The sequence below is a fragment of the Comamonas nitrativorans genome (genome assembly GCF_042654765.1).
GTDB classification, from domain to species: Bacteria; Pseudomonadota; Gammaproteobacteria; order Burkholderiales; family Burkholderiaceae_C; genus Comamonas; species Comamonas nitrativorans.
In genome coordinates this window covers 1-18,664 of the sequence record NZ_JBHSEW010000019.1, presented here as the reverse complement: position 1 = coordinate 18,664, position 18,664 = coordinate 1, and the positions used below count along the sequence as shown (strand labels likewise).

Genomic DNA, 18,664 nt, shown 5'->3' with positions numbered 1-18,664 from the left:
TCTGTTGTTCACTCTGCGCAGAGGGTCGGAGCAGGGGCCTTGCGCCGGAGCAGCGACAGCACCCAGACGAAGAAGATGGGCACGAACACCACGCCCAGCAGCGTGGCCGACAACATGCCGCCGATCACGCCGATGCCGATGGCCACCTGGCTGGATGCCCCCGCGCCCGAGGCCAGCGCCAGCGGCACCACGCCCAGGATGAAGGCCAGCGAGGTCATGACGATGGGCCGAAAGCGCAGCCGCGCAGCCTGGCAGGCGGCGTCCGCCAGCGTGTGGCCCTGCTCGTGCAGCTCCTTGGCGAACTCCACGATCAGGATGGCGTTCTTGGCTGCCAGGCCGATGATGGTGATCAGGCCGACCTTGAAATACACGTCGTTGGACAGCCCCACGCCCCAGGTCGCCAGCACAGCGCCGAGTGCGCCGATGGGCACGATCAGCATCACGGCGGCGGGAATGCTCCAGCTCTCGTACAGCGCCACCAGCAGCAGAAAGACCACGACGATGGCCAGCGCAAACAGCTTGGGCGCCTGCGCACCTGCGGCCCGCTCCTGGTAGGACAGGCCCGTCCACTCGTAGCCGATGCCCGGCGGCAATTCGGCAGCGATGCGCTCCAGCTCGGCCATCGCCTGGCCGGTGGTGTAGCCGGGGTTGGCGTCGCCCGAGATGCGGAAGGCCGCAAAGCCGTTGTAGCGCGAGATCTGTACCGGCCCCGTCTCCCAGTCCACCGTGGCAAAGCTGGCCAGCGGCACCTGCTCGCCACGGGCATTGGGCACGTAGAGCTGGAGAATGTCCTGCGGCAGCGCCCGCGCAGGCGTATCGGCCTGCACCACCACGCGCTGCAGGCGGCCTGCGTTGGGGTACTCGTTGATGATGGCCGAGCCGTAGGCCGTGCCCAGCACGGCGCTGACGGCGCTGAAATCCACGCCCTGGGCCTGGGCCTTGCGGCGGTCGATGTCCAGGCGCAATTGCGGCGCATCCTCCAGGTTTTCCACCATGGCGTAGGCGATGACGGGCGAGGCATTGGCTTTTTGCAGCAGTTCGTCCCGCGCCGCCACCAGCGCCGCGCGGCCCAGGTTGGCGCGGTCTTGCAGGCGCAGGGCAAAGCCGCCGGAATTGCCCAGGCCGTCGATGGGCGGCGGGTCCAGCGCCATCACCGTGCCGTCGCGGATGCTGGCAAAGCGCTGGTTGAACGCCTGCACCTCGAACCACGAAGCCTGCGCGGGCGAGCGCACCGACCAGTCCTTGAGCGTGACGAAGGCCAGCGCCGCGTTCTGCCCCATGCCCGCGAAGCTGTAGCCCATCAGGAACTCCACCTTGTCGGTAGCGGGGCGAGCCAGGGCGTAGTCCTCCATCTCGCGCACCATGACGACGGTACGCGCCTCGGTCGCGCCGGGCGGCAGCTGCACGCCGACGATGTAGTAGCCCATGTCCTCGTAAGGCACAAAGGACTCGGGCATGCGCGTATAGACCGCGCCCAGCAGGCCGACGATGGCCGCATAGATCAGCATGTAGCGCCCGGTGCGCCGCACCAGCCGCTGGTTCAGGCCCGCAAAGCGTTCGGTCAGCGCGGCAAAGCGGCGGTTGAACCAGCCGAAGAAGCCCTTTTTCTCGTCGTGATGGCCCTGCGGGATGGGCTTGAGCAGCGTGGCGCACAGCGCGGGCGTGAAGGTCAGCGCCAGAAAGCCCGAAAACAGGATGGACACCGCCAGCGACAGCGAGAACTGCCGGTAGATCACCCCCACCGAGCCGCTCATGAAGGCCAGCGGCAAAAACACCGCCACCAGCACCAGCGTGATGCCGACGATGGCGCCCGACACCTGCTGCATGGCCTTGACCGTGGCGTCGAACGGACTCAGCCCCTCCTCAGCCATCAGGCGCTCGACGTTCTCCACCACCACGATGGCGTCGTCCACCAGGATGCCGATGGCCAGCACCATGCCGAACATAGTCATCATGTTCACCGAAAAGCCCAGCGCATACATCACCGCCAGCGTGCCCGCCAGGCACACGGGCACGACGATGGTGGGAATCAGCGTGTAGCGCAGGTTCTGCAGGAACAGCCACATCACCAAGAACACCAGCACCACGGCCTCGGCCAGCGTTTGGATGACCTTGCCGATGGCGACCTCGACAAAGCGCGAGGTGTCGTAGGGCACGGAATACGCCATGTCGTCCGGCAGGTTCTGCGCCAGCTCGGCCAGCCGGGCCTTCACGGCCTCGGCGGTTTTCAGCGCATTTGCGCCGGGGGCCAGCTGCACGGCAGCAGCCACGCCCTGCAGGCCGTTTTCACGGGAGGAAAAGCTGTAGTCCAGCTGGCCCAGCTCCAGCCGCGCCACGTCCGCCAGCCGCACCGCTGCGCCATTGGCATCGGCACGCAGCACGATCTGGCCGAACTCCTCGGGCGTATTCATCGTGCCCTTGACGGCGATGGTGGCCGTCAGCTCCTGCCCCGGCGCACCCGGCTGGCCGCCGAAGCTGCCAGCGGGCACCTGCATGTTCTGCGCAGCGATGGCCGCGTTCACGTCGGTGATCGCCAGCCCGTAGCCCAGCAGCTTTTGCGGGTCCACCCACACCCGCATGGCCGCGTCGGCGCTGAAGAACTGCACCTTGCCCACGCCGGGCACGCGGCGGATTTCGTTGTTGATGTTGCGCACCGCGTAGTCGGCCAGGGCCACCGTGCTCTTGCCGCTGGCCGCATCCTTGTAGGTCAGCGAATAGATCAGCAGAAAGTTGGCGCTGGCCTGCTCCACCTGCAAGCCCATCTGCAACACCGGCGCGGGCAGGCGCGGCTCGGCCTTTTTGATGCGGTTTTGCACCTCCACCTGGGCCAGCGCGGGGTCGGTGCCCGGCGCAAAGGTGGCGGTGATCTCGGCTTGCCCGGTGGCGCCGCTGGACGAGTCGAAATACAGCAAGCCCCGGGTGCCGTTCAGTTCCTCCTCGATCACGCTGGTGACCGACTCCATCACCACCTCGGCGGACGCGCCGGGATAGCTGGCCATGATGGAAATCTGCGGCGGCGCAACCTCGGGATACTGCGCCACGGGCAGCGACGGCAGCGCCAGCAGCCCGGCCAGGGTGATGAAAATCGCCACCACCCAGGCCAGATTGGGGCGGTGGATAAAGAAGCGGGACATGGCTTACTCCTTCCCGGCCAGGGCCGCAGGCGCTGCCACGGCTTGCACCTTCGCGCCCGGCTGCGCGGCGGCCATGTGGCCCACCACCACCCGTTCACCGGCCTGCAGGCCGTGGGTGATGTGCCACTGTCCGGCCTGCATGGCCCCGGTCTGCACGGGCCGCGCCTGCACCGTGTCCTGCCCGTCCACCACCAGCACGCTGGCCGCGCCGTCGGCCCCGCGCTGCACGGCGCGTTGCGGCACCAGGAGGGCCGCCGGGTCGGTGCCCTGCGCCATCTGCACGCGCACGTACATGCCGGGCAGCAGCAGGCCGTCCCGGTTGTCGAACTGGCCGCGCAGCGTCATCTGGCCGGTGCTGCGGTCCACTGCCGCATCGGCAAACAGCAACTGCCCTTCATGCTGGCGACCTGCGCCGTCCACCGTCAGCACCAGCGGCGTGCCCCTGGCCAGTGGCTGCGCCTGGGCCGCCGGTTGCTGGAAATCGGCATACACCGGCTGGAGCTGCTGAATCACGGCCAGCGGCGTGGCTTCGCCCTGGCCGACCAGGGCGCCTTCGGTCACCAGCGCCCGGCCGATGCGCCCGGAAATCGGCGCCCGCACCGTGGCGTAGTCCAGATTCAACTGGGCCGCATCCACCTCGGCCTGGGCCGACTGGCGGGCGGCCCGGGCGCTGCCCAGGGCGGCCTGCGCCGCCTCGAAGTCCTGGCGGCTCACGGCGTCCACCGCCACCAGCGGTTCGTAACGGCGCACCAGCGCCTGCGCCTCGACCAGCGCAGCCTGCGCCCGTGCCAGATCGCCCCGGGCACGGGCCAGCGCCAAGCGCAGCGGGGCCGGGTCGATGCGCAGCAGCACATCCCCGGCCTGCACGTCCGCGCCTTCCTCGAAGTGGCGCTGCAAGACGATGCCCGCCACCCGCGCCCGCACCTCGGCCACGCGCACCGGCTCGATGCGGCCCGGCAGCTCGCTGTGCAGCGTCAGCGCCTGGGGCTGCACCGTCACCACGTCCACCGCCACCGGCTCCTGGCGCTGCGTGTTGCCACCGGCCGGGTCTTGCCCACAGCCTGCCACCAGCGCCGCCACCGCCGCAGCGGCCACGGGCCGCCACCGCCAAGTTGTATGCAGCTTCATTCCTGCCATCCCTTCACATTGGAAAGGTCGGCATGGTACACATAAATACCAAATGAATCAAATATGATTCATTAAAACCAAAATAGATTTTCTCGGGTGAGAAATATGCTTTTTTGGCCTTATCCCCCGATTCCCGTTAAATTTGAAGCTTTCCGGTTTCACTTTCCCGCCCCGCTGCGGGCCGCTGCCCCATGACTGCCACCACTTCCCCGCAAGACGCCGCCACCCTGTCCGCCCTGGCCCTGGCCCTGGTCACCCAGCCGCGTGCTTCGCTGCAGGAGCTGGCCAAGGCCATCGGCGTGAGCAAGGCCACGCTGTACCGCTTCTGCCGCACCCGCGAACAACTGGTGGCCCGCCTGATCGCGCACAGCATGGACACCATGGATCACCTGCTGCAACAGGCCCGGCTGGACGAGGACGACCCCATCGAAGCCCTGCGGCGCCTGACGGCGCTCCAGCTCGAACACCGGGAGCTGGCCGCTTTTCTGACCTATTACTGGAAGGAGGCGGACGCCAGCCTGTCCGATGCCTCCGCCGCCGCCTGGGACGCACGGATGGACGCCTTTTTCCTGCGCGGCCAGCAGCAGGGCGTATTCCGCATCGACTTCAGCGCCGCTGCCCTGACGGAACTCTGGATTGCCGCCTTCACCGGACTGGCCGACGCCGAACGCCGTGGCCGCGTGGCCCGCGCGGGCCTGGGGACGCTGCTGGAGCGGGCCTTTTTGCAGGGGACGCTGGCAGAAACGGCGCTGGAATGACGCCGGAAAGAGACGAGAAATAGCAAAAAAATAGCTTCTACCGCTGGTTATTGATTGTTTTCAGAATAAAAACTATCTGAAAACCATTGAATACCAGCGGAAAAAGCTCTTTTTTAAGAAGCACCAGCGCTGGCCGTTTCCAGCACCAGCATGTTCCCGATCGTCGCGCCAAACCAGGTGTCCAACCGCTTGCGCTGTTTCAACACCGCCTTGTCCTTGCTGATCAGCAGCGCCCGGTGCTGGGCGGCCAGGTCGAGGAAGTGCTGGTCGTCCGGGTCGGTGCAGGTAAAGCGCACCTTGGGGGCCGTGGGCACCATCTGCGTGCCGGCATCGAAGGCGGCCAGGACGCCCTCCACCGTTTTTTCATAGAAGGCCACGCGCGGGGCGACCTTGCTGTAGGTCAGCACCCGGCCCAGCTCGATGCGCTGGGCTTCGTCGGCAATCCAGCGCAACTGGCCCTGTTCCAGCAGGTGGCGGATGGGCTGCACCAGCGGGTCGTCGAACACCAGCAAATCCAGCACCACGTTGGTGTCCAGCACCACCGGGCGCGGCCGGGGGCCGGTGTAGCCTGCATTGCATTGCGGCCAGCGCAAAAGAATTTTCATGCGGCGCCTGCCCCGTCCTGTGCGCCCTGCGCATCCTTGCGGGGTTTGTGCGCCCCGGCGACGAGGTCGAAGCGGAACAAGCGGCATTCGATGGGGCCGTTCCACAGCGGCGTGCGGCGGGTTTCCTTCAGGCGCATCTTGCCGGGCAGCTTCAGGTCGGGGGTGAGCATCCAGGCGCTCCAGCCGCTGTAATGCTTCTTCCAGTGGCTGGCCAGCTGGCTGAAAAACTCCACGCCGTCCTCGGTCTGGGCGGTTTCGCGGCCTGCGCGTTCCACCACGTCCATGCGCTCATGGGCGCTGCGCCCGGCCACCCCGGCAGCGGCAATGCGTTCGCCATAGGGCGGGTTCATCAGCAGCACGCCCGGCTGGGCGCAGGGCGGCATCCGTTGCAGGGCATCGCCGCCGCGCAACTGCACGGTCTCCGCCACGCCGGCGCGTTCGGCGTTGCGCTGGGCAAAGTCCACCATGCGGTGGGCGATGTCGGAGCCGTAGATGGGCACGGGGCTGTCGTCCAGAATCTGCGCCTCGGCCTCGTCCAGCATGGCGTCCCAGACGTGTTTCTGGAAAGGCAGCAGCTTTTCAAAGGCAAAGCGGCGCAGGATGCCGGCGGGAATCCTGCGGGCGATCTGCGCCGCCTCGATCACCACCGTGCCGCTGCCGCAGCAGGGGTCGTACAGCGGCTGGGGATGGGCGCCGTGCGGATTCCAGCCGGTGGCGGCAATCATGGCGGCGGCCAGGGTTTCCTTCAGCGGCGCATCGCCCTTGTCCTCGCGCCAGCCGCGCTTGAACAGCGCCTGGCCGGAGGTGTCGATATACAGCGTGGCCGTGTCGGTGGTCAGGTGCAGATGCACGCGCACGTCCGGGTAGTGCGTATCCACGCTGGGGCGCACGCCCTGGCGCTTGGTGCGGAAGCGGTCGGCCACGGCGTCCTTGACGCGCAGGGCGGCAAAGTTCAGGCTGGTCAGCGGGCTGTGCTGGGCGGTGACTTCCACCTTGAAGGTGCGCTGCGGGTCGAACCAGATTTCCCAGGCGACTTCGCAGGTGGCGCGGTAAATGTCGTTTTCGTTGCGGTAATCGGCCAGCGCCAGCTCGACCAGCACGCGCTGGGCCAGACGGCTGTGCAGGTTGAGCAGCATGACGTCGCGCCACGCGCCGCGCAGCATGACGCCGCCGCGCCCGACCAGCAGATCCTGCCCGCTGGCACCGGTGATGGCGTGGACCTCGTCGGCCAGAAAGCCCTCGACGCCGGCGGCGCAGGGCAAAAACAGATGCAGTTGGTTCATAAGTGGGGCCGAGCATAGCGCCCGGCAGGGGTTTAGAGCGTTCTCAGACAGTTTTGCGCAGGCTGGTGGCGGGAATGTGCAGCGCCTCGCGGTATTTGGCAACGGTGCGGCGGGCGCATTCGATGCCTTGCGCGGCCAGCAGATCGGCAATCTTGGCGTCGGACAACGGCTTTTGCGGATTTTCTGCGGCGATGAGCCGGGCAATCACCGCCTGCACCGCCGTGCTGGAGGTGCTGCCGCCGGTGTCGGTCTGCACGCCGGAGCTGAAGAAGTAGCTGAACTCGAACGTGCCCTGCGGCGTGGCCATGAACTTGCCGTTCACGGCACGGCTGATGGTGGAGGTGTGCAGTTGCAATTGCTCGGCCACTTCGCGCAGCACCAGGGGGCGCATGGCGACCGGCCCATGCTCGAAAAAGCCGCGCTGCTGCTGCACGATGGCCTGGGCCACGCGCAGGATGGTGTCGAAGCGCTGGGCCAGGTTCTTCACGTACCACCGCGCTTCCTGCAACTGGCCGTGCAGCCCGGCGTAGCTGGCGTGGCCGCGCTGCTGGCGCAGGGCCTGGGCGTAGAGGGCGTGGACGTTCAGGCGCGGCAGCACGTCGGGGTTGAGCTGCACGCGCAGGCCCTGGCGGCTGGCCTGCACCAGCACGTCCGGCACCAGGGTGGCGTGCGCAACCGGCACAAAGCGCCGCGCGGGCTGGGGCTCCAGCCGGGCAATCCAGCGCAGCGCCTGCGCCACCTGCTCGGGCGGGGCGGCGCAGCGCTGGGCCAGGGTGCGCACATCCTTGCGGGCCAGCAGGGCCAGGGGCTGTTCGCACAGGGCCAGCGCCAGGGGGTAAAGGGGGTCGTGCGGTTCTGCGGCCCCGGCGTGGCGCAGTTGCAGGCGCAGGCATTCGGCCACGCTGCGGGCGCCGACGCCCGCCGGCTCCATGCTGTGCAGCAGGGCCAGGGCCAGTTGCAGGGTGTGCAGCAGGGCGTCGCGGGTTTCCTCGTCGGCATCGGGGGCCAGGGTGCCGGCCAGTTCGGGCAGGTCGCCGTCCAGGTAGCCGTCTTCGCGCAGGTTGCCGATGAGAAACTCCAGCGCCGCCCGCTCGGGCGCGGTCAGGCGCAGGTTGGCGGCCTGCTGGTGTAAAAAGTCCGCCAGGGTGGGGCTGCTGGCGGCCAGCTCCCAGGCGCTGGGGGCGGCGTCATCGGCTGCGGCGGCGCTGCGCGGGCCGGGCCGGTCTTCGTCCCAGTCTTCGGGGTTGGCGGCGGCCAGCTCCCAGGTCAGATCGCTTAATTCAGGAGCTTGTTCCGCTGATACAGATTGAATTTCAGCATCGTTTGTTTCTGAAAGCGTTTCCAAATCAGCGGAAGCAGCTATGTTTTCCGATTTTTCCGGGGCATCCGCCCCTGCTTCATCTGCGTCATCCACATCCAGAAAGGGGTTGTCCAGCAGTTGCTGCTGCACTTCCTGTTGCAGCTCCAGGCTGGACAGTTGCAGCAGCCGCAGCGCCTGTTGCAATTGCGGCGTGAGCTGCAACTGGGCACTGGGACGAACGGTCAGTTGCGGTGCGGCCCCAGCCATGGGCTTACATGCGGAAGTTGTCGCCCAGGTAGACGCGGCGCACTTCGGGGTTGTCCACGATCTCCTGCGGCGTGCCGTGAGTCAGCACCGTGCCGTCGCTGATGATGCAGGCGTGGTCGCAAATGCCCAGGGTTTCGCGCACGTTGTGGTCGGTGATCAGCACGCCGATGCCGCGCTCTTTCAGGAAGCCGATGATGCGCTGGATTTCGATCACGGCGATGGGGTCGATACCGGCAAACGGCTCGTCCAGCAGGATGAAGCGCGGGTGCGTGGCCAGGGCGCGGGCGATTTCCACGCGGCGGCGCTCGCCGCCGGACAGGGCCAGCGCGGGCGCATCGCGCAGATGCTCGACGTGCAGCTCTTGCAGCAGGCCGGTCAGCTGGCGCTCGATCTCGTCCTTGCCCAGGGGCTTGCCCGCCGCGTCCTTTTGCAGTTGCAGCACGGCACGCACGTTGTCCTGCACGTTGAGCTTGCGAAAGATCGACGCCTCCTGCGGCAGATAGGACAGGCCCAGGCGGGCACGCTGGTGCATGGGGCTGCGGGCCACCGATTGGCCGTCGATGCGCACGTCCCCGCCGTCGCTGCGCACCAGCCCGACGATCATGTAGAACGACGTGGTCTTGCCCGCGCCGTTGGGGCCGAGCAGGCCGACGACTTCGCCGCTGTTCACCGTCAGCGATACGTCCTTGACGACCTGGCGCTTGCCATAGGTTTTTGCCAGGTGCAGCGCCTCCAGGCGGCTGGCGGCGCCCTGGGCAGTGGCTTGCATCTCGGTCATGGTTCTTGCGGGGCAGGGAGTTGGTCGGTCGGCTGCAACGGCACGCCGGGCTGGGCGGGCGCCTGCGGCGTGGCCTTGGGGGCCAGCACGGCCCGCACCCGGCCCTGGCCGCCGGAACTGCTGCCGTTCTGCGCGGCCTGGCCAGCCTGACTATCGACGGTGAACACGTCGGTCAGGTTGTTGTAGGTGATCTGCCTGCCGGTGATGTCGTCGCTCAGTTTGCCGCCGGTGTAGCGGCGCAACTGGGCGCGGCGCAGCAGGCGCACGTCGTCCTTGCGGCCATCGTATTCGATGACTTCGGCCTCGCCCTCGACGTATTCCTCGGGCGCTCCCGCCGCCGTGTCGCGCTTTTGCCGGAAGAAGGCCCGCTGGCCGCTGGCCGCCGTCACCACCCCGTACTGGTAGCCCTGGGCATCCTGGCGCACGTCGAGCTGGGCGCCGCGCAGCACGATGGAGCCTTTGGTCATCACCACGTTGCCGGTAAAGACGCTGGTCTGCTGCAACTCGTCGTGGCGCAGGGCGTCGGCCTCGATGTGCATGGGCTGGTCGCGGTCGGCCCGCTCGGCCCAGGCAGGCGCAGCCGCCAGATGGGCGGTCAGGCACGCTGCGGCGAAAAGGGAAAGGGGGGGAAAAAAGCGCTTCATAAGCTAGGCATGGTTTTTGCGTGCGATTGTAGCGACCCTGCCGCAGCAACAACAAAGCCCGCCGAAGCGGGCCTTGCAAGCCGATGCCGGTGTACCCGGGCCGGTCAGCCGCGCTTGCGCTCCTGCTCGATCAGGCGGTTGGTGATCTGCACCATCTGCTCGAAGCCGCCGGCCATCGAACCATCGGTGTAGTAGCGCCCGGCAATGCCGATGGCCGGGGTGCCCTCGACCTGGTACTGGTCCTGCAACTGCACGGCCTGGCGGATTTGCGTGGCCACGCTGAACGACTGGTAGGCCGCTTCGAACTTGGCGCGGTCCAGGCCCTGCTCGGCCACCCAGGGGAACAGCACGTCGGGCTGGTCGAGGCGTTTTTTCTGCTCCTGGAAGGCCTTGAACACCTTGGCGTGCAGGGCGGGCACCTGCCCCAGGCTTTCCAGCGCGTAGTAAATGCGCTGCAGCGGCTCGAAGTTCTTGTTGAAGCCGACATGCACCAGGCGCACGCTGACATCCTTGGCGGCGGTTTTTTGCCAGGCCTCGAACATCGGATCGAAGTTCTTGCAGTGCGAGCAGCCGTAGGAGAAGAACTGCACCACCTCCACCTGCCCCTTAGGCGCCAGCACGGACGCAGGCTGCTTGAGCGTCACATAGCCGCTGTCGGCCTGGGCGCCCAGGCTCCATGCGGCAGGGACGGCACCAAGCAGGGCCAACTGGGCAAATTCACGACGTTTCATAAATGGTTTCTCCAAAATAAAGCCCTGCTGGGAGTGGCGGGCGGGCCAGCAGTTCCCGCCCGGCACCACACACTTTCTAACGCTGGATGCGCACCAGGGCGGCATCCATGCCGGAGCCGTCCAGCTGTTTTTTCAACGCCTCGGCCTCGGCCCGCTGGTCCATGGGGCCGATGCGCACCCGGAATACCGGGCGGCCATTCTGCTCGCGCTCGCTGACCCGGGCTTCCTGCCCGAGCAGGCCCAGCTTGGCCCGCTGGGCATCGGCATCGGCCTTGCTGCGGAAGGCACCCACCTGCACGAAGTATTGGTAGCCATCGGTAGCGGCGGCCTTGGCCTGGGCCTTTTGCAGCTGCGCCTGGGCCAGATCGCCCAGCGGGTCGGCCGACGCGGGGGGCGTGGCCGTAGCGGGCGCCGTGCCCGGTGCCGCTTCGGGCGGGGCATCGGCGGGCGTTGCCGGCACTGCGGGGGCCACCGGCGGCGGCGTCACCTTGCCGCCCAGGGCGGTATTGGGGTTCCAGTTGGGCTGGGGCGGGGTGTGCGGCTGCGCATCCCGGTTGACGAAGGGAATGGGAATTTTGCTGACGTACACCGCCACGCCGAAGGCAATCCCCAGGCCGATCAGCAGCCCCAGGATGAAGCCCAGAATCGTGCCGCCACGTTGTTGCTGATGACGCATGGCAAGCGCTCCTTTACATGCGCCGGGGCGCATCGACCCCCAGCATGGCCAGGCCGTTGGCCAGCACCTGGGCCGTGGCGGCCACCAGGGCCAGACGGGCCAGCTTGACGGTTTCGTCCTCGACCAGGATGCGCTCGGCGTCGTAATAGCTGTGGTAGGCCGCAGCCAGCTCGCGCAGGTAGAAGGTCACGTCGTGCGGGGCGTTGCCCTGGGCGGCAGCGGTGAGCATTTCCGGGTACTTGGCCAGCAGCAGCATCAGCGCCTGGGCCTGTTCGCCTTGCAGGGGGGACAGGTCCACGTCCTGCAAGGCCGCCACGTTGTCCGCCCTATCCCCGTCCTCGCGCCAGCCGCGCAGCACCGAGCAGATGCGGGCGTGCGCATACTGCACGTAGTACACGGGGTTGTCGTTGTTCCTGGCCACGGCCAGATCGACGTCAAAGGTGTATTCGGTGTCGGGCTTGCGGCTCAGCAGGAAGAAGCGCACGGCGTCCTTGCTCGTCCACTCGATCAGGTCACGCAGGGTGACGTAGCTGCCCGCGCGTTTGCTGATCTTCACTTCCTCGCCGTTGCGCACCACGCGCACCATGGTGTGCAGCACGTAGTCGGGGTAACCGGCGGGAATGCCCACGTCCGCCGCCTGCAGACCGGCCCGCACGCGGGCAATGGTGCCGTGGTGGTCGGTGCCCTGGATGTTCACCACCTTGGTGAAGCCCCGGGCAAATTTCTGGATGTGGTAGGCCACGTCCGGCACGAAGTAGGTGTAGCTGCCGTCCTGCTTGCGCATCACGCGGTCTTTGTCGTCGCCGTAGTCGGTGGACTTCAGCCACAACGCGCCGTCCTGCTCGTAGGTGTGGCCGTTGGCGATCAGGCGCTGCACCGTGGCCTCGACGTGGCCGTTGGTGTAGAGGCTGGACTCCAGGTAGTACTCGTCGAACTTCAAGTTGAACGCCTGCAAATCCTTGTCCTGCTCGTTGCGCAGGTAGGCCACGGCAAACTGGCGGATGTTGTCGTAGTCCTCCACGTCGCCGTTGGCAGTGAAGGCGCGGTCATCGGCCTGGACGGTGGCCTTGGCCAGGAAGGCATCGGCAATGTCCTGGATGTAGTCGCCGTTGTAGAAGTTCTTCGCCAGCGGGTTGTCCGCATCCGTGGGCCAGCAGTCGTCGCCCGGCTTGAAGCCCTTGGCCCGTAGTTGCGTGCTTTTGGTCAGGGTGTCGATCTGCACGCCCGCATCGTTGTAATAGAACTCGCGGTGCACCGCCCAGCCCTGGCTGGCGTACAGGTTGCAGATGGCATCGCCCAGCGCGGCCTGCCGCCCGTGGCCGACGTGCAGCGGGCCGGTGGGATTGGCCGAGACGAACTCGACCAGCATTTTTTCCCCACGCAGCGGCTGCTGGCCGAACTTCGCACCTTCCGCCAGCGCTTCGCGCACCACCTGCTGCTTGGCGGCGGGTTTCAGGCGGATGTTGAGAAACCCCGGCCCGGCGATCTCGATCGCCTCCACCCACTGCTGGAAGGCCGGCGTGGCCTGCAGGGCCGCCATGAGCTGCTCGCCCAGGGCACGCGGGTTCTGCTTGAGCGGCTTGGCCAACTGCATGGCCGCCGTGCAGGCCAAGTCGCCGTGCGCAGCCACCTTGGGGTTTTCAAAAGCGGCGCGGACGCCCGCACCGGGGGAGAGTTGTTCCAGCTCGCCAGCCAGGGCTGCGAGCAATTGCTGTTTGACAAGAAGCATGGGCGGGGATTTTACGTGCCCCGCCAAGCCCGCACGGCCCGCACAGCCCACTGTAGGCAGGCAGACAACATCGGGCCGGTTTCCTTATTCGAATACTTACCGGCGCCCCGCCGGAGCATGTGCCGCCGCCACCGCCAGGGCGGCCACCACTTCCTGCACGGTTTTGCGGCGGGCAGGCGGCAGGGCCAGGTACTGCGCCAGCATTTCGCGGTCTTGCAGGCTCAGCGGCGCCTGGGCGATGTCCGCATCCGCAGGCAGGGCCGGCACGGTGCGGGGGCCGAAGCGCAGCTCGTCGGGATTGACGTGCAGCCAGTCGCTCAGGGTACGGATCTTGTCCTGCATGGGAATCGCCACCCCGGCCAGCCAGGCGCGGGCCGTGTGCGCGGTGATGCTTTTGCCCCAATAACGCAGGTTGAACTCACTGGCCACCACGGCAGGCGAAGGGCGCACCCCTGCGGCCTCCAATGCCTGCTTCAACCGGGCTGCAAAGGCCAGAGCCTCCTGCGCGTGAATTCCTTTTGCCATGGGTAAGAAGGTGGGATGAGCCACAGTCTGATAAAAAATAGCTTCTTCCGCTGATGAATAAACAACTTCAGATACAAATGATGTTGAAATCGTTTATTTACCAACGGAAAAAGCTATCAAATTCACCACCCCCGCGCCCAGAACACGGCCACCACGGCGATCACCGGCATGACGTGCGTGTGCAGCATGATGGCGCGGCGTACGCGGTTGATCTCCTGCGCACCGGGCAGGGCGCCGCTGGCCTCCAGCGTGCGCACCCAGCGGCGGATGGCCAGGCTGGGCCGCGTGACGATCAGCAGGGTCAGCAGCACCAGGGTCATCTTGACGTGGAACAGCGGCTGGCCGACGTACCACTGCCAGCCCTTGATGCCCCACACCACCCGGGCCACGCCCGAGAGCAGGAGCAGCGCCACCGCCGTCAGGAAAATCCAGTCCAGGCGCAGCAGGCGGCGCACCACGGCGGCATTGAGCCATTCCTCCCGGCACAGGGCCGCCTGACTGGAGGAGAACACCACCATCGCCAGAATGGCCACGATGTGCAGGCTGGCCAGAAACGGTTCGAGAATCACGCAATTACTCCCTGGCGCCAGAACTCGGGGCGCTCGTACTGCATTTTCAAATAGTCAATCCACAGCCGCACGCGTAGCGGCATGTGTTTGCGCTGGGGGAAGATCATATAGATGCCATTGGGCGGTGCGGCAAAATCGTCCAGCACCGGCACCAGGCGGCCAGCGGCGATTTCCGCATCCACCTCCCAGGTGCTGCGCCAGGCAATGCCCCAGCCGCCCAGGCACCAGTCGTGCAGCACCTGCCCGTCGGAACAGTCCAGCGGCCCGCCGGGCTTGACGTGGACGACTTCGCTGCCGCCCTCGGGGCGCTCCACCCGAAAGGCCCAGCCCCGGGTCTGCGAGGCATCGCTGGACAGCGTCAGGCAGTCGTGCTGCGCCAGATCGTGCGGATGCTGCGGGGTGCCGCGCCGCGCCAGGTACTCGGGCGTGGCCACGCACAGGCGCCGGTTGTCGGCCAGCCGCACGCTGACCAGCGACGAATCGGGCAGATCGCCCACGCGCACGGCGCAGTCGTAGCCCTCGGCGGCCAGATCGACCACGCGGTCGGACAGGTTCAGCGAGATCTTCACCTCCGGGTGCCGGTCGTAAAAGCGCGGCACCAGCGGGGCAACGTGGCGGCGGCCAAACCCGGCCGGGGCGGTGATGCGCAAATGCCCGGCGGCCTTGACGCCACCGGCAGAAACGCTGGCCTCGGCATTGCTCACGTCCGAGAGCAGGCGCTGACAATCTTCCAGAAACGCGCTGCCCTCGTGCGTCAGCGTGATGCGCCGCGTGGTGCGCACCATGAGCTTGACGCCCAGATGCTCCTCCAGCGCGTCCAGCCGCCGCCCCATGATGGCCGGAGCCACCCCTTCGGCCTTGGCCGCAGCGGTCAGACTGCCTTTGGTAGCGACAGAGACGAAAGACTCAAAAGCTTTTAGTTTGTCCATAACTGCACCAGGGTGCTAAAAAATTGCAGTAAATATAGCTGCAAGCCAATACCAGCCAGCAGCTACAGCTATTAAAAATAAGAATCAGATACGGGCACTACCCCCGCCCAGGGTTAAAGTGTGGGCCACCTTTGCAGAAAAGTCATGAGTTCTAGGATATGCGCACGGTTTATTTCACCGGCCATTTCTAATACAGTGCCAGCATCCGGGAAGTCTTATATATGACCTGTCGTGCTGCGCCGCCCCCGTGGGCACCCTGAACCGGCACGCGGGCACTGCCCAGGCTCTCCCAACGCTTTCAAATTTTTTATTTTTCAAGAGGTATCCATGACTGCTCGTACCACCGTCCACGGCCTGCAAGTCGCCGACGTGCTGCACCAATTCATCAACACCCAGGTTCTGCCCGGCACCGGCGTGGATTCCGCCGCCTTCTGGCAGGGATTCGACGCCATCGTGCGCGATCTGGCCCCGAAAAACGCCGCCCTGCTGGCCGAACGCGACCGCCTGCAACGCGAGCTGGACACCTGGCACAAGGCCCACCCCGGCCCCATCGCCGACATGGCGGCCTACAAACAGTTCCTGAGCCAGATCGGCTACATGGTCGAACCGCCCCAGGGCGCCAAGACCACCACGGAAAACGTGGACGCCGAACTCTCCAAAATCGCCGGCCCGCAGCTGGTGGTGCCCATCACCAACGCCCGTTACGCCCTGAACGCCGCCAACGCCCGCTGGGGTTCGCTGTACGACGCGCTGTACGGCACCGATGTCATCAGCGAAGACGGCGGCGCGGAAAAGGGCAAGGGCTACAACCCGGTCCGGGGCGCCAAAGTGATCGCTTTCGCCCGCGACTTCCTCGACCAGGCTGCGCCCCTGGCCCAAGGCTCGCACAAGGATGCCACCGGCTACCGCATCGAAGGCGGCCAGCTGGCCGTCAGCCTGCAAGGCGGCGCCAGCACCGGCCTGAAGGATGCGGCCCAGTTCGTCGGCCACCAGGGCGACGCCGCCGCACCCAGCAGCATCCTGCTGACGAACAACGGCCTGCACATCGACATCATCATCAACAAGGCCACCCCCATCGGCCAGAGCGACGCTGCCGGTGTGGCCGACGTGGTGGTGGAAGCCGCCCTGTCCACGATTCTCGACCTGGAAGACTCCGTCGCCGCCGTCGATGCCGAAGACAAGGTGCTGGGCTACAGCAACTGGCTGGGCATCCTCAAGGGCACGCTGACCGAATCCTTTGAAAAAGGCGGCAAGACCATGACGCGCGGCCTGAATGCCGACCGCGTCTACACCGGCGCCAACGGCCAGCCGGTCAAGCTGCATGGCCGCTCGCTGCTGTTCGTGCGCAACGTGGGCCACCTGATGACCAACCCGGCCATCCTGTGGGGCACGGAAGGCAAGGAAATCCCCGAAGGCATCCTGGACGCCGTGGTCACCACCGCCATCGCCATCCATGACCTCAAGGGCCACGGCGCCAACGGCATCCGCAACAGCCGCACCGGCAGCGTCTACATCGTCAAGCCCAAGATGCACGGCCCCGCCGAAGTGGCCTTTGCCAACGAACTGTTCGGCCGCGTCGAGCAACTGCTGGGCCTGCCCGCCGACACCGTCAAGCTGGGCATCATGGACGAAGAGCGCCGCACTTCCGTCAACCTGAAGGCCTGCATCGCCGCCGCACCGGCCCGCGTGGCCTTCATCAACACCGGCTTCCTCGACCGCACCGGCGACGAAATGCACACCGCCATGCAGGCCGGCCCCATGATCCGCAAGGGCGACATGAAAACCAGCGCCTGGCTGGCCGCCTACGAAAAGAACAACGTGCTGGTCGGCCTGACCATGGGCCTGCGCGGCCGTGCCCAGATCGGCAAGGGCATGTGGGCCATGCCCGACCTGATGAAAGCCATGCTGGAGCAGAAAATCGCCCACCCCAAGGCCGGCGCCAACACCGCCTGGGTGCCCTCGCCCACCGGTGCCACCCTGCACGCCCTGCACTACCACCAGGTCAAAGTGGCCAGCGTGCAGGAAGAACTGGAAAAAATCAGCGCCGACACCGAGCGCGACAACATCCTGGCCGACCTGCTGCAAGTGCCGGTCGCCAAAGACCCGAAGTGGACAGAGCAGGAAAAGCAGCAGGAGCTGGACAACAACATCCAGGGCATCCTCGGCTACGTCGTGCGCTGGATCGACCAGGGCGTGGGCTGCTCCAAGGTGCCGGACATCAACGACATCGGCCTGATGGAAGACCGCGCCACCCTGCGCATCTCCAGCCAGCACGTCGCCAACTGGCTGCTGCACGGCATCGTCACCGAAGGCCAGGTCCGCGCCACCTTCCAGCGCATGGCCGCCAAGGTCGACCAGCAGAACGCCAGCGATCCGCTGTACCAGCGCATGCACGACCGCTATGACCAATCCGCCGCCTACCAGGCCGCCTGCGACCTGGTGTTCAAGGGTGTGGAACAGCCCAGCGGCTACACCGAACCGCTGCTGCACGCCTGGCGCCTGAAAGTGAAGGCGGCTGCGCAGGCTTAACCCTTCGCGCCCCCTGCCCCACCGGGCAGGGAAAGCCAGGAAGGCGCCCCAGGGCGCCTTCTTTTTTACCTACACTGTGCGTTTTTGCCCCAGCAGCCCTGCCATGTGCCAACTTCTTGGAATGAATTGCAACACGCCAACCGACGTGCGTTTCAGCTTCTCCGGCTTCACCCAGCGTGCCGGCAACACCGGGGACCATACGGACGGCTGGGGCATCGCCTTCTTCGAGGGCAAGGGGCTGCGCCAGTTCGTCGATCGGGAGCGGGCCAGCACCTCGCCCATCGCGCAGTTGATCCGCAACTACGCCATCAAGAGCGAAAACGTCATCGCCCATATCCGCAAGGCCACCCAGGGCGAGGTCGCCCTGGAAAACTGCCACCCCTTCGTGCGCGAACTCTGGGGCTTGAACTGGGTGTTTGCCCACAACGGCAATCTGGTGGACTTCGCACCCAAGCTGCACAGCCGCTTTCATCCCGTCGGCACCACCGACAGCGAACGGGCCTTCTGCTGGATCATGCAGGAGCTGGCCAAATCCCACGCTGGTATGCCCAGCCTGCACGAACTGAGCATCACCCTGCAAGACCTGGCCCGGCGCATCAGCCCGCACGGCACCTTCAACTTCCTGCTCTCCAACGGTGAAGCGCTGTGGGCGCACGCCACCACCGACCTGTGCTTCATCGAGCGCCGACACCCCTTTGCCACCGCCCATCTGAGCGACGAGGACGTCAGCCTGGATTTTTCCACCTGCACCACCCCCAATGATCGGGTGGCCGTCATCGTCACCGCACCGCTGACCAACAACGAAGTCTGGACCCCCTTCGACAAAGGGCGCATCCATCTTTTCCAGAACGGCCAGCTACTCCTCAAACAATAGCTGTTTGCGCTGATTGCCAGCCGTTTTCAACCCCAATCAACCCCGAGATCGGTCACAGACGCACGACAAACGCTACAAAAAACAAAACCCCCAGTCTTTATGGGACTGGGGGTTTGCCTTGCTATAAGAGCCTGACGATGACCTACTTTCACACGGGAACCCGCACTATCATCGGCGCAGACCTGTTTCACTGTCCTGTTCGGGA

16 protein-coding genes are annotated in these 18,664 nt (G+C 66.2%); 3 read left to right on the top strand and 13 right to left on the bottom strand.

Annotation, left to right across the window (positions count from 1 at the left end; genetic code table 11):
* Nucleotides 1-8: 8 nt before the first annotated feature.
* Both ACFO3A_RS15080 and ACFO3A_RS15075 read right to left on the bottom strand, forming a co-directional pair.
* A complete protein-coding gene (locus ACFO3A_RS15080) occupies nt 9-3,134 on the bottom strand; it encodes a multidrug efflux RND transporter permease subunit (protein WP_377728079.1) in 3,126 nt (1,041 codons plus the stop codon).
* 3 nt (nt 3,135-3,137) lie between these two features.
* Nucleotides 3,138-4,262, bottom strand: a complete 1,125-nt coding sequence (locus ACFO3A_RS15075; RefSeq protein ID WP_377728077.1) for an efflux RND transporter periplasmic adaptor subunit — start codon at nt 4,260-4,262, stop codon at nt 3,138-3,140.
* A gap of 191 nt (nt 4,263-4,453) precedes the next feature.
* Between ACFO3A_RS15075 and ACFO3A_RS15070 the strand changes: the two genes are divergently transcribed.
* Nucleotides 4,454-5,020, top strand: a complete 567-nt coding sequence (locus tag ACFO3A_RS15070; RefSeq protein WP_377728075.1) for a TetR/AcrR family transcriptional regulator — start codon at nt 4,454-4,456, stop codon at nt 5,018-5,020.
* A gap of 113 nt (nt 5,021-5,133) precedes the next feature.
* Here ACFO3A_RS15070 and ACFO3A_RS15065 read toward each other — a convergent pair whose 3' ends face one another.
* The 11 genes from ACFO3A_RS15065 to ACFO3A_RS15015 form a co-directional block, all read right to left on the bottom strand.
* Complete coding sequence (locus tag ACFO3A_RS15065) at nt 5,134-5,625, bottom strand: putative toxin-antitoxin system toxin component, PIN family (protein WP_377728073.1); 492 nt, start codon at nt 5,623-5,625, stop codon at nt 5,134-5,136.
* Nucleotides 5,622-6,908 carry a THUMP domain-containing class I SAM-dependent RNA methyltransferase gene (locus ACFO3A_RS15060; RefSeq protein ID WP_377728071.1) on the bottom strand — a complete coding sequence of 429 codons (1,287 nt, stop codon included), beginning with the start codon at nt 6,906-6,908 and terminating at the stop codon, nt 5,622-5,624. The genes ACFO3A_RS15065 and ACFO3A_RS15060 overlap by 4 nt, the downstream gene beginning before the upstream one ends.
* 43 nt (nt 6,909-6,951) lie before the next feature.
* Nucleotides 6,952-8,475: an RNA polymerase factor sigma-54 gene (rpoN, locus tag ACFO3A_RS15055; RefSeq protein WP_377728069.1), complete on the bottom strand. Its 1,524-nt coding sequence runs from the start codon at nt 8,473-8,475 to the stop codon at nt 6,952-6,954.
* A 4-nt stretch (nt 8,476-8,479) separates the two neighbouring features.
* Nucleotides 8,480-9,253 (bottom strand): LPS export ABC transporter ATP-binding protein, encoded by a 774-nt coding sequence (gene lptB / locus ACFO3A_RS15050; RefSeq protein WP_377728067.1) that lies wholly within the window; start codon nt 9,251-9,253, stop codon nt 8,480-8,482.
* On the bottom strand, nt 9,250-9,897 hold the full coding sequence (gene lptA, locus ACFO3A_RS15045; RefSeq protein ID WP_377728065.1) for a lipopolysaccharide transport periplasmic protein LptA: 648 nt from the start codon (nt 9,895-9,897) through the stop codon (nt 9,250-9,252). Before lptA ends, lptB begins: the two co-directional genes overlap by 4 nt.
* A gap of 104 nt (nt 9,898-10,001) precedes the next feature.
* Complete coding sequence (locus ACFO3A_RS15040; RefSeq protein WP_377728063.1) at nt 10,002-10,628, bottom strand: thiol:disulfide interchange protein DsbA/DsbL; 627 nt, start codon at nt 10,626-10,628, stop codon at nt 10,002-10,004.
* A 76-nt stretch (nt 10,629-10,704) separates the two neighbouring features.
* The gene (locus ACFO3A_RS15035) at nt 10,705-11,304 is read right to left on the bottom strand and encodes an SPOR domain-containing protein (RefSeq protein ID WP_377728061.1); all 600 of its coding nucleotides are present in this window, start codon (nt 11,302-11,304) and stop codon (nt 10,705-10,707) included.
* Nucleotides 11,305-11,317: 13 nt separating this feature from the next.
* On the bottom strand, nt 11,318-13,033 hold the full coding sequence (gene argS / locus ACFO3A_RS15030; protein WP_377728059.1) for an arginine--tRNA ligase: 1,716 nt from the start codon (nt 13,031-13,033) through the stop codon (nt 11,318-11,320).
* A 96-nt stretch (nt 13,034-13,129) separates the two neighbouring features.
* Entirely contained in the window at nt 13,130-13,558 is a 429-nt protein-coding gene (locus tag ACFO3A_RS15025; RefSeq protein ID WP_377728057.1) for a hypothetical protein, read from the bottom strand.
* A gap of 122 nt (nt 13,559-13,680) precedes the next feature.
* Entirely contained in the window at nt 13,681-14,127 is a 447-nt protein-coding gene (locus tag ACFO3A_RS15020) for a DUF2214 family protein (RefSeq protein WP_377728055.1), read from the bottom strand.
* Nucleotides 14,124-15,056 carry a LysR family transcriptional regulator gene (locus ACFO3A_RS15015; RefSeq protein WP_377728053.1) on the bottom strand — a complete coding sequence of 311 codons (933 nt, stop codon included), beginning with the start codon at nt 15,054-15,056 and terminating at the stop codon, nt 14,124-14,126. Before ACFO3A_RS15015 ends, ACFO3A_RS15020 begins: the two co-directional genes overlap by 4 nt.
* A 327-nt stretch (nt 15,057-15,383) precedes the next feature.
* Here ACFO3A_RS15015 and ACFO3A_RS15010 point away from each other — a divergent pair, with 327 nt between their 5' ends.
* Both ACFO3A_RS15010 and ACFO3A_RS15005 read left to right on the top strand, forming a co-directional pair.
* Nucleotides 15,384-17,585, top strand: a complete 2,202-nt coding sequence (locus ACFO3A_RS15010) for a malate synthase G (RefSeq protein ID WP_377728051.1) — start codon at nt 15,384-15,386, stop codon at nt 17,583-17,585.
* A gap of 103 nt (nt 17,586-17,688) precedes the next feature.
* Nucleotides 17,689-18,459: a class II glutamine amidotransferase gene (locus ACFO3A_RS15005; RefSeq protein WP_377728049.1), complete on the top strand. Its 771-nt coding sequence runs from the start codon at nt 17,689-17,691 to the stop codon at nt 18,457-18,459.
* Nucleotides 18,460-18,664: the final 205 nt, after the last annotated feature.